The following is a 10578-nucleotide window of genomic DNA, read 5'->3' on the forward strand; positions in this document are numbered from 1 at the left end:
CGGCACCACCGGCCAACCCAAGGGCTGCGTGCTGACGCACAACAACTTCTACGCCGAGTGCGGCTACGGCGCCGAGGTCCTGGCGGAGCTGTTCCACGGCCGGGGCATGGCGGAGGCCCCGTCGACGCTGCTGTTCCTGCCGGTGGCGCACGTGTTCGGCCGCATGGTCGAGGTCGGCTGCGTGTTCGCCCGCTGCACCATGGGCCACACCGGCGAGGTCAAGCAGGTCATGGCGGACATGGCCGCGTTCAAACCGACGTTCATCCTGTCCGTGCCGTACGTGCTGGACAAGGTCTACAACGGCGCCCGGCAGAACGCGCACGCGGGCGGCAAGGGCAAGATCTTCGACGCCGCCGCCGCGACCGCCATCGCCTACAGCGAGGCCGACGGGAAGGTCGGGCTGGGGACGCGGCTCAAGCACACCCTGTTCGACCTGCTCGTGTACCGCAAACTGCGCACCGCCATGGGGGGTCGCATCAAGTACGCGATCTCCGGCGGCGCCGCGCTCGGCGCCCGGTTGACCCACTTCTACCGGGGCGCCGGGCTGGTCGTCCTGGAGGGCTACGGCCTGACCGAGACCACGGCCGCCGCCGCCGTCAACACCCCGTCCCACCTGCGCCCCGGCACCGTCGGCTGGCCGCTGCCGGGCACCACGGTGCACATCGCCGACGACGGCGAGGTCCTCCTCAAGGGCGGCCAGGTCTTCAGGCGCTACTGGAACAACGACACCGCCACCGCCGACGTGGTGGACGGCGACGGCTGGTTCCACACCGGCGACCTCGGCGAACTCGACCCCGACGGCTACCTGAAGATCACCGGCCGGAAGAAGGAAATCCTGGTCACCAGCGGCGGGAAGAACGTCGCCCCCGCCGTCATCGAGGACCGCATCGCCGCCCACCCCCTGGTCGGCCAGGCCATGGTCGTCGGCGACGGCCGCAAGTACATCGCCGCCCTCATCACCATCGACCCGGCCTACTTCACCTACTGGAAGTCGACCGTCGGCAAACCCGCCGACGCCACCATCACCGACCTCATCGACGACCCCACCCTCATCGCCGAAATCCAAAAAGCCGTCGACGACGGCAACTCAGCCGTCTCCAAGGCCGAGTCGGTCCGCAAGTTCCGCATCCTCACCACCGAGTTCACCCCCGAAACCGGCCACCTCACCCCCTCCCTCAAACTCAAACGCCGCATCATCCTCCACGACTTCCAAACCGAGGTCGAAGCCCTCTACTCATAACCCCCCAAAACCTCGACGCGAACAACACCCCCGCCCCACACCTCACGCCACCCCAAGACCCCATCAGCGAAGCCCCACACCCGCCCCGCGCGCCTCGAAACCCGCCGATCCCAACCGCCCGCTGGGGTGGAGTTGTTTTGTTTGGGGGAGGCGGTGGCCTAAGCCGGCTGGCGGGGAAGGCCACGTCTTTCCAGCGGCCCCGCCTTTTAGCCTTACCCAGGCCGCCGCTAGGGGCCCCGAACAAAACAACTTCACCACAACGGGCACCCCGCATTTATCTGGCGCAATCCAGCGGCGTCGCCGAAGGCGACAAGCAGTCCCCAGGCGAGGTTGCCCCAGGGCAACCAGCCGTCACCCCGGCAACGACAACGCCCGCAGCAACGTCCGGAACTTCGCCTGCGTCTCGTCCAGTTCAGCGTCCGGATCGGAGTCCGGCATGATTCCCGCGCCCGCGAACAGTTCCATCTCATGGCCGCGAACTTTCGCGCTCCGGATGGCCACCACCCATTGACCATCACCGTCAGCAGTGCACCACCCCACAACACCACTGAAGAAGCCGCGATCAAACGGTTCCAGCTCAGCGATGGCAGCACGGGCGGCCGCGCGGGGTGAGCCGCAGATGGCCGGGGTCGGGTGCAGCGCGGCGGCGAGGCGCAGCGAGGAGACTTCCGGGTCGATCAGTTCGCCTTCGACGCGGGTGGACAGGTGCCACATCGTCGGTGTGCTCACCAGGGACGGTCCGTTCGGGACGGTCAGGTGGCGGCAGAACGGGCGGAGCGCTTCCACCACGGTCTCGATGACGACCCGGTGTTCGCCCTGGTTTTTCGTCGACGCCAGTAGTGCCGCGGCGTTCGCCCGATCGGTGGAAGGATCACCCCCGCGGGGGAGCGAGCCCGCGAGTGGGTTGGAGACGATCCGGAGGCCGCGGCGGTCCAGCAGCAACTCCGGTGTGGCGCCGAAGAGGGTTTCACCCGCGGGTAGTGGTGTCGCGAAGGTATAACCGAGTGGGTTTACCGCGGCGAGGCCAGGTAGCAGTTGGCCAACGAGAACGGGCTCGTCGTAGGTGAGGCGCAGTAGGCGGGCCAGTACGACTTTGCGGAGGCCGTCGTCGGCTCTTAGCGCGCTGACGGCGGCGGCCACGGCGCGGCGGTAGCCCGCCGCGTCGGGACTGCCGGTCACCTGGGGTGATGTCGGTGTCCACGCTGGACCGGTGGGGCGGTACGGGTGGATGCTGCCCGCACGCTGTACCGAGGCCGGGATGACGATGTGCGCCCGCGCGGTCGGGTCGAACGGCAGGGCGCCGACCGCGAGCGGCGTGCTCGTGTCGATGAGCTGCTTGGTGACCTGGGCGGCGAGCTCGTCCGGGTCGGTCTCGGTGACCACGGCCGCGGTGCCGGTGGCAGCGACCGTGTCGGACGGGCCTGCGAGCAGGAACGACCCGGGGCGGTACTCCTCGACGAGCCGGGCAGCGGCGGCGTCACCATCCATGCCCCCATCATGCCCAGCCGCGTCCCGCCGGACCCGGCGGTGGCCGTATGGCCTTGCCCACGCATGACGAAGCCGCTGGTGGGCGCCCTGGTGGGCACCCCTCAGCGGCTTCGCGGTCGAACTAGTTGAGCGCGTCGATGAGCGCGGTGCGCTGGCGGTCACCGAGGCCAGCGGCCCGGCGGTCGGGGTCGATCCCGGCCTGCTCGAGCAGCGCGGCGACCTTCACCGCGCCGAGACCCGGCACGGCTTTGAGCAGTGCGGCGACCTTCGTCTTGCCGATGGTCTTGTCATCCTTGGCCTTGCCGAGCACCGACGCGATGGTCCGCTCACCGGACTTGATCTGCGCCAGCAGCTCGGACCGGGCCTTGCGGGCCTCGGCAGCCTTGGCGAGCGCATCGGCGCGCTGCTCTGGAGTCAACGTGGGCAGAGCCAACGTGCTGTTCCTTTCCCTCTTCACCCGGCCGCGGCAGCGGCGGGTCAGCCTTGGTTCATGGGCATTACGGCTACCGACGGTCACCGAAGCGGATCGTGTGGCCCGCCCCGGCCTCACCGTGCGACCCGGGGGCCGAATGCCTTTCACCAGTAAACGACACCTCGCAGGGCAACATACCCCCGACACGCGCAAAGGTCCTGCGGAGCGCGCCGCGGTCCGCCCGGCGACGCAGCGTGACAGCATGATCAACTAGCCAGATTGGACGGAGTCGGACCGTGTCGCCGCCGACTTCGACGCACTATCGTCACCGACTACCGGCCAGTAAGTCTGGTAGGTAGGTCGGGGTCCCGATTTCGCCACGACGTCCCCGAGGGAGTCGCCCATGTTGAGCACGATGCAGGACGGCAGCCTGACCATCGGCACCCTGTTGCGCCACGGCGCGAAGGTCCACGCCACGACCACCGTGACCACGTGGACCGGTACCGCGGGCCGGTCGGCCACGTTCGCCGAGGTGGGAACCCGGGCCGCGCGCCTGGCGAACGCCCTGCGCGGGCTCGGGGTGACCGGCGACCAGCGGGTCGGCACGTTCATGTGGAACAACGAGGAACACCTCACCGCGTACCTGGCGGTGCCCGCGATGGGGGCGGTGCTGCACACGCTGAACGTGCGGTTGTTCCCGGAGCAGTTGACCTACATCGTCAACCACGCCGAAGACCACGCCATCATCGTGGACGCCTCTATCGCGCCGCTGCTGTCGAAGGTGCTGCCCGGTTGTCCTACCGTGCGGCATGTCATCGTCGCCAACGGTCCTACGGAGGCGTTAACGGCGCCGGACCACATCATCGTGCACTCCTACGCGGATCTACTCGCGAGCGCGTCCGACGAGTTCGACTGGCCCGATGTGGACGAACGGACCGCGGCCGCGATGTGTTACACGTCAGGCACAACCGGTAACCCCAAGGGCGTCGTTTACTCACACAGGTCGATCTGGCTGCACTCGATGCAGGTGTGCATGCCGGATGGGATGAACATCTCCTCTTCCGACCGCACACTCGTGATCGTCCCGCAGTTCCACGCGATGTCCTGGGGCATCCCGTACGCGGCGTTCATGACGGGCGCGGAACTGGTCATGCCGGACCGGTTCTTACAGCCGGAGCCGTTGGCGCAGATGATCGCCACGCTCAAACCGACGCAGTCTGCCGCCGTGCCGACGATCTGGCAGGGCGTGCTGGCGTACCTGGACGACAACCCCGTCGACATGTCGTCGTTCCGCGAGGTCGTCGTCGGCGGCGCGGCCTGTCCTCCTTCGATGATGCACAAGTTCTCGGAGGCGTACGGCACTTACATCGTGCACGCGTGGGGGATGACCGAGACCTCTCCGCTCGGGACGCTCTGTCGCCCCCCGGTAGGGCTGTCGGACGAAGACACCTGGCAGTACCGGTACACGCAAGGACGGCTACCCGCCGGGGTTACCGCGCGACTGATCGATGACGACGGCAACGAGGTCCCCTGGGACGGCGAGAGTGTCGGCGAGCTGGAAGTGCGCGGACCGTGGATCGCGGGCGCGTACTACAAACCGGAACCGGAGGACGTGGGGAAGTTCGTCGACGGCTGGCTGCGCACCGGGGACGTCGGCACCATCACCGCGGACGGTTTCCTGACGCTCACGGACCGTTCCAAGGACGTCATCAAGTCCGGTGGCGAGTGGATTTCCTCGGTGGAGCTGGAGAACCACGTGATGGGACACCCGGCGGTCGCCGAGGCCGCCGTGGTCGGTGTGCCGGATGAGAAGTGGGGTGAGCGGCCGCTGGTCGCCGTGGTGCTGCGCCCTGGCACGGAAGTGACGGCCGAGCAGTTGCGGGAGTTCCTGTCCGCCAAGGTGGCCCGCTGGCAGTTGCCGGAGAACTGGGTGTTCATCGGGGAAGTGCCCAAGACCAGCGTCGGGAAGTTCGACAAGAAAGTGATCCGGGCCGCGCACGCACAAGGCGGGCTCGACGTCAAGCACCTCGATTGAGCCGGTCGCCGTCCCGGGACGCCCACCCGGCGTCCCGGGTACCGCCGATCGGGGACAGCGGTTCACCCTGGTGGGTAGGGTCTGGAGGTCCCACTGTGCCAGGAGGTGCTCGCCCTGCCCCCCGAACCTCGTGACCGCAAGCTCAGCGCCACGTCCTTCGTGGTGCTGGGGATGCTCGCGCACGGACCGGCCACCAGCTACGACTTGAAGCAGCGGGTCGGGTACACCATCGGCAACTTCTGGGCCTTCGCGCACTCTCAGCTCTACGACGAGCCCGCGCGGTTGGTGGAGGCCGGGCTGCTCAGCGCCGCCGAAGAAGAAGGCGGACGCAGGCGCCGCACTTACTCGATTACCGAGAAGGGCAAGGAAGCGCTACGCGAGTGGTTGGCCGCGCCAACGCCCGAGCAGACGGAAGTGCGCGACCTCGGGTTGCTGAAGCTGTTCTTCGCCACCTTCGCCGAAGAGGACCACTTGGCCAACCTGGCGCGTGCGCGCCGCGAGTCGCACAAGGCCACCGCGGACGGTTATATGGCGCTGTACAACCAGATCTCCGGCCACGCGGACCGTTGGCAGGTGAAGTCGTTGGAGCTGGGCATCCGCATTGAACGTTGTGTGGAGCGGTTCTGGACCGAGTTCATGGAAGAACTCCAGTCCAACGTGCACAAGCGACACGACAACGACTAAGCGGAACCCCCGCGACACGGCGCGTGTGCGCGGGGGCTCCTACGACCTCTGGTACCCGGGAGGCTCCATATGCCGGTGACCGCTATCGGCCGCCCGCGCAGCATGCCTTACCGGAAGGCGGTTTAAACCAGCGCGTCCCGCACAGCCTGCTCGATCGAGACCGGCTCGCGACCGATCAACCGGGCCAGGTCTGGGCGAACCTCGGCGAGCGTGCCGCGCGCGATGTTGACCTGGATGTCGGTGAACAACTCGGCGAGGAACTCCGGAAGTCCCGCCCCCAGCAGACCCGCTTGGAGTTCTGATCCGGGCACGCTCACGTGCTTGAGCGGCTTACCGGTGACCTCGGCGGCGATTGCCGCGAGCTCGTCGAAGCTCCAGGCACGGGCGCCGGTCAGCTCGTAGGTGGCGTTCTCGTGACCGTCGGTGGTGACAACGATCGCGGCAGCCAGGGCCAGGTCGTCGCGCCCGACGGAGGCGATACGGCCGGTACCGGTAGCGGTGACATGCGTGCCGCGCTCCAGCGACTGCGGCAGGGTGCCCAGGTAGTTTTCGTGGTACATCGCGTTGCGCAGGAACGTGTATGGCACCCCGCTGGCCTTGATGTGTTCCTCGGTAGCCGCGTGCACCTTGGCAAGGCCGAGGGGGGAGACCGAGGCATCTGACACGCTCGTGTACGCGATGCGCTTGACCCCGGCGCGCGCGGCAGCGTCAACGGCGGCCTTCTGCGCGACCACGCGAACGTCGTCGGGACCGTCGGCGGAGACCAAGAGCAACGTGTCGACGCCGTCGAACCGCAGCGACTCGGGCTTGGTGAAGTCGCCCTGACGCACATCGATGCCGCGTTCGGCCAGGTCAGCGGCCTTGGTGGTGTCGCGGACGGAGACGGCGAGCGCACCTGCGGGCACGCGGTCGAGCAGGTGCCGCACGGCGAGGCCGCCGAGATGTCCGGTCGCCCCGGTCACCAGGATGGTCATGTGGTCCTCCCTCATCACAATGGTGAGCTCACCGTATGAGCTGTACTAACTTCTGGTAAGTACCTACCTGGGCGTCCTATACTTACCTGGACGAAAGAGTCCAGTTGGGAAGGGGGCACAGGATGACCGAGATGGCGCAGGACACATCCTTCGACGTGTTCGACCGCAACTGCCCAGGCCGCGCGGTCATGGAGCACATCGCCAGCCGGTGGGGCGTCCTGGTGCTCGGGGTGCTGCTCGACGGGACATTCCGGTTCAGCGAACTACGCCGCCGGGTCGGCGGGGTGAGCGAGAAGATGCTCGCGCAGACTTTGCAATCGCTGGAACGGGACGGCCTGGTGCACCGCGAGGTGCATCCGGTGATACCGCCACGAGTCGACTATTCCCTCACGGTGCTCGGAACTCCCATTGCCGAGCAAGTTCGTGGGCTCTATGTGCTGATTGAGTCGAACACCGCCGGCATCCTCGCGGCGCAGGCCACTTACGACGAGCGCAAGACGGCGCGGTGACATCGTTCATCGACGCCGACTACTCCGCCTTACCGTACCCGGGCGCGCGCCCGCCGTTCTCTTACGTGCACGACGACGGCGGCTGCGAGATTTCGGCGGACCAGACCGCGCTGTCCGGTTGGCGCGTAGGTGGTACCGACCTTAATGTATGGCTCGCAGAACGCGGTGGCCATCCGATGTCCCAACGGGTTCCGGTGTTGTCCTACGGATCTAACCCGTGCCCATCGAAACTTGCTTGGTTGCGGTCGACCCTTGAACTAGACGGACCTGTGGTAGTTCTTCGCGCGCGATGCGAGGGTCTCGCGGCGGTGTGGGCGGCAGGGCTCAGAGTCGTGGACGACCAACGACCCGTTGTGCTGGCTGCGATGCCTGGCGTTGTCGAGGACCACGCCGTGCTGATGCTGACGCCCGAGCAAGTGACCGTGCTCGACGAGTGCGAGGGACGCGGCGAGCGGTACAGGTTGGCGCGGGTGTCATCGGGACGGGTAACGCTAACTGACAGCGGCGCGGTGATGGAACGCGTGCTCTCTTACGTCGGCTTGTCCGTCGCCCGGAAACCCTTACTGGTCAACGGCTCGCCCGTGCGGTGTGTGGATGTACCCCAGGCAGCGGCGGTAGGCATGGTGGGTGAGCCCGCGCGCGGCGACGGTCTTGAGGTGGATGTGGTAGCTGGGGCTCCCTGCGCTAGCGACTACCCGGGTTCCCTGTTCGTCTACGGCACCCTGCAGCCGGGACATTCACACTGGCACCTGTTGGCACCACACACTGTTGGCTCTCCGCGCGCGGCACGACTGGCAGGCTCCCTCTATGACACCGGGTTCGGTTACCCAGCCTTGGCTCTGGGCCGCGCGTCCACCGTCACCGGGACAGTGGTTCAGCTACGCGCGGGTGCCGACTTCGCCGAACTCGATGAATATGAAGGCGAAGACTACGCGCGCGTACGAGTAGCCCTGAGCGATAAGACCGTCGCGTGGACCTACGTTTGGACCGCCTCGACGGATGGAATGGTCGCCTTGGCCGAAGCATGGCCCCCAATGGGGTGAACTGCTTCCGTTGCACCCCAACGGATCTTGCCGAGCTGATACAAATTCGGCAGAACGAAGGGGGAATTCCATGTGGGGGACACTGTTCAGCGCGCTCGCGCTGACCGCGGGCCTGGCGCACCCGGCGCCCGCTCCACTCGACCAGAACGGCTCCGTCCCGACCTGCTCGGCCGACCACCTCGCGGGCGAGATCCGCGATGTCGACCCGGGCGCGGGCCAACGATACGCGACCCTGCGCGTGCGCAACACCGGCACGAAACCGTGCACGCTCAACGGCTACGGCACACTGCGCCTGATCAACGCCGCGGGCAGGCCGAACCCGACCCGCACCACGCACATCCCGCCCACTCCGGCGCGGGTCGTGCTCGCACCCGGCGCCGCTGCCGACAAAACGATCCACTGGACCGTCATCCCGGGCGAGGGCGAACCGGACCAGTGCCAGCCGCCGTCCGCGGGCTTACTGGTCACCCCGCCCGGCTCCGACCGCGCCGTCACCGTGAGATTCGAGTTCGGCCCGGTCTGCCAGGGCGGCTTAATCGACCACAGCGCCTACTTCCCGGCCGCCGACTGAGGTCTGCGGGGCCGGCGTCTGCTTGGGCAGGGTTGCCTGGCGCTGGGTTGCCTGGGGCTGGGTTGTGCCTGGACAGAGTGGGGTGTCACCGATGCCGTCTCAGTCGGTGACACCCCACCACCCCGATCCCCTGTGGGAGCATTCCCACGGCAGCGACCCCGATGGATGCGTCACGTCCATCTGGCTCCGCTGGTAGATATTTTCTACCCGCACTCGGCGGTGGGTAAACCATCCGATCTTCGGGACCTACTGGTTCGGGTCGCGTCTGCGCACCACACCGAGGATGAGGATGCCGATCAGGCCGCCGAAGAACAGGGTGGTGGCGTAGTCGCCGCGGTTGCCGATGGCGCGCTCGCACATGTCGATGTAGGTGACGACCTCTTGACGCTCGGGTGTGCCGAGTGCCTCGGTGAGCGCCGTGGTCTCGACCCCACCGAAGGTGTTGCCGCAGGCCACGGACGCGTCGTTGGCGGGGTGGGCCACGGTCACCGGCACGATGGCCAGGACCAGCCCGGTCACCAACGCGATCGCGGCGAGCACCGCCGCGAACGCGCGCGGTGACAGGGTGATCTGGGCGAGCGGGTCCGGCTGTGCACTCATGCCGAGAGCTTCGTCGATGGGCGACGCGGGGGCCAGCCCCCGCTGTCGCCAGATGTCAGCGGGTCAGATCAGCTTGCCGGGGTTGAGGACACCGGACGGATCGAGGGAGGACTTGACCGCACGCAGAACGTCAACGCCCAACGGGCCGATCTCCGCGGGCAGGTAGGGGGCGTGGTCGACCCCGGTGGCGTGATGGTGGGTGATAGTGCCCAGACCGAGGATCGCCTCGCAGGCAGCGTGCTTCGCGCGCCGCCACTGGCCCACCGGATCGTCGGGGTCACGCGGGACGAGAGTGGTGAAGTACAGCGAGGCCCCGGTCTCATACGAGTGCGAGATGTGGCAGGCCACCACCGGGCGCCTGCCCGGAGCGGTGAGGGAGGTGATGAGCGCGCCGCGCACGGCGTCACGCAGAGCGTGCAACTGCGACCAGTAGGTGGCGGTTTCCAGGGTCTCCACACACATGCCGATATCCATCAGCGCATCGCGCTGACGCGGGCCCGCGAATCGACCGTGACGCCAGGCCTCGCCCGCGCGCACACCAAGCCGGACAACACCACCGAACGACCGGGCACCCGCACGAGACTGGGCATCGCCACCGAGGCGGGCACTTTCGCGGTGCCGGCCATCGCCGCCGCCAAGGCGGACACCCTCGCGGGAATGGCTGCCTGCGCCAAGGGGAGAGCTGTGGCGGGGATCGACGTCGGCGGCGGCGCTGGTACGGGAGCCATCGGACAAGCGGCTGTCGCGAGAGCCGGGGTCGTGGATGTCGGCGCAAGGGGTGTTGGGGAGGCGGGCGTCGCCGGGGACGCGGTGGGTGGAGAAGTCGGGAGGGTCGGGAAGGCAGGCGTTGCCAGAGACGTGGTGCGCGGAGAAGTCGAGATGGTTGAGGCGGGCATCGCCAGAGACATGGTGGGCGGAGAGGTCGAGATCGTCGGGAAGACGGGCATCGTCGGGAAGACGGGCATCGTCGGGAAGACGGGCATCGTCGGGAAGACGGGCATCGTCGGGAAGACGGGCATCGT

10 protein-coding genes and 2 pseudogenes are annotated in these 10578 nt (G+C 67.7%); 7 read left to right on the forward strand and 5 right to left on the reverse strand.

Features of this window, described 5'->3' with window-relative positions:
- Positions 1-1240: AMP-dependent synthetase/ligase (locus H504_RS0125755; protein ID WP_026425130.1), on the forward strand; the 1240-nt coding region annotated here is incomplete at its 5' end.
- A gap of 351 nt (positions 1241-1591) precedes the next feature.
- Here the strand turns inward: H504_RS0125755 and H504_RS0125760 are convergent.
- Positions 1592-2728: an isochorismate synthase gene (locus H504_RS0125760; protein ID WP_026425131.1), complete on the reverse strand. Its 1137-nt coding sequence runs from the start codon at positions 2726-2728 to the stop codon at positions 1592-1594.
- A 121-nt stretch (positions 2729-2849) separates the two neighbouring features.
- A complete protein-coding gene (gene mihF, locus H504_RS0125765; RefSeq protein WP_026425132.1) occupies positions 2850-3161 on the reverse strand; it encodes an integration host factor, actinobacterial type in 312 nt (103 codons plus the stop codon).
- 382 nt (positions 3162-3543) lie between these two features.
- Here mihF and H504_RS0125770 point away from each other — a divergent pair, with 382 nt between their 5' ends.
- Positions 3544-5175 (forward strand): long-chain fatty acid--CoA ligase, encoded by a 1632-nt coding sequence (locus H504_RS0125770; RefSeq protein WP_026425133.1) that lies wholly within the window; start codon positions 3544-3546, stop codon positions 5173-5175.
- A 105-nt stretch (positions 5176-5280) separates the two neighbouring features.
- Entirely contained in the window at positions 5281-5859 is a 579-nt protein-coding gene (locus tag H504_RS37010; protein ID WP_051386272.1) for a PadR family transcriptional regulator, read from the forward strand.
- 122 nt (positions 5860-5981) lie between these two features.
- On the opposite strand, the gene H504_RS0125780 is transcribed toward H504_RS37010, so the two are convergent.
- Positions 5982-6833: an SDR family oxidoreductase gene (locus tag H504_RS0125780; RefSeq protein ID WP_026425134.1), complete on the reverse strand. Its 852-nt coding sequence runs from the start codon at positions 6831-6833 to the stop codon at positions 5982-5984.
- 122 nt (positions 6834-6955) lie between these two features.
- Here H504_RS0125780 and H504_RS0125785 point away from each other — a divergent pair, with 122 nt between their 5' ends.
- The 3 genes from H504_RS0125785 to H504_RS37020 all read left to right on the forward strand — a co-directional run bounded on the left by H504_RS0125785 (position 6956) and on the right by H504_RS37020 (position 8956).
- Positions 6956-7342 (forward strand): winged helix-turn-helix transcriptional regulator, encoded by a 387-nt coding sequence (locus H504_RS0125785; RefSeq protein ID WP_026425135.1) that lies wholly within the window; start codon positions 6956-6958, stop codon positions 7340-7342.
- A gap of 398 nt (positions 7343-7740) precedes the next feature.
- Entirely contained in the window at positions 7741-8385 is a 645-nt protein-coding gene (locus tag H504_RS43330) for a gamma-glutamylcyclotransferase family protein (protein WP_245614460.1), read from the forward strand.
- Positions 8386-8455: 70 nt separating this feature from the next.
- Positions 8456-8956, forward strand: coding sequence for a DUF4232 domain-containing protein (locus H504_RS37020; RefSeq protein WP_051386273.1), 501 nt, complete (start codon positions 8456-8458; stop codon positions 8954-8956).
- A gap of 246 nt (positions 8957-9202) precedes the next feature.
- Here the strand turns inward: H504_RS37020 and H504_RS0125800 are convergent, their stop codons facing one another.
- Positions 9203-9556 (reverse strand): hypothetical protein, encoded by a 354-nt coding sequence (locus tag H504_RS0125800; protein ID WP_026425136.1) that lies wholly within the window; start codon positions 9554-9556, stop codon positions 9203-9205.
- Between the two features lie 63 nt (positions 9557-9619).
- Positions 9620-10111: pseudogene (locus tag H504_RS40525) on the reverse strand (FAD-linked oxidase C-terminal domain-containing protein); the annotation flags it as partial.
- On the opposite strand from H504_RS40525, the pseudogene H504_RS42160 reads away from it, so the two are divergent.
- Positions 10067-10578: pseudogene (locus tag H504_RS42160) on the forward strand (hypothetical protein); the annotation flags it as partial. The pseudogenes H504_RS40525 and H504_RS42160 sit on opposite strands and share 45 nt — an antisense overlap.

The sequence above is a fragment of the Actinokineospora inagensis DSM 44258 genome (assembly GCF_000482865.1).
GTDB lineage: Bacteria > Actinomycetota > Actinomycetes > Mycobacteriales > Pseudonocardiaceae > Actinokineospora > Actinokineospora inagensis.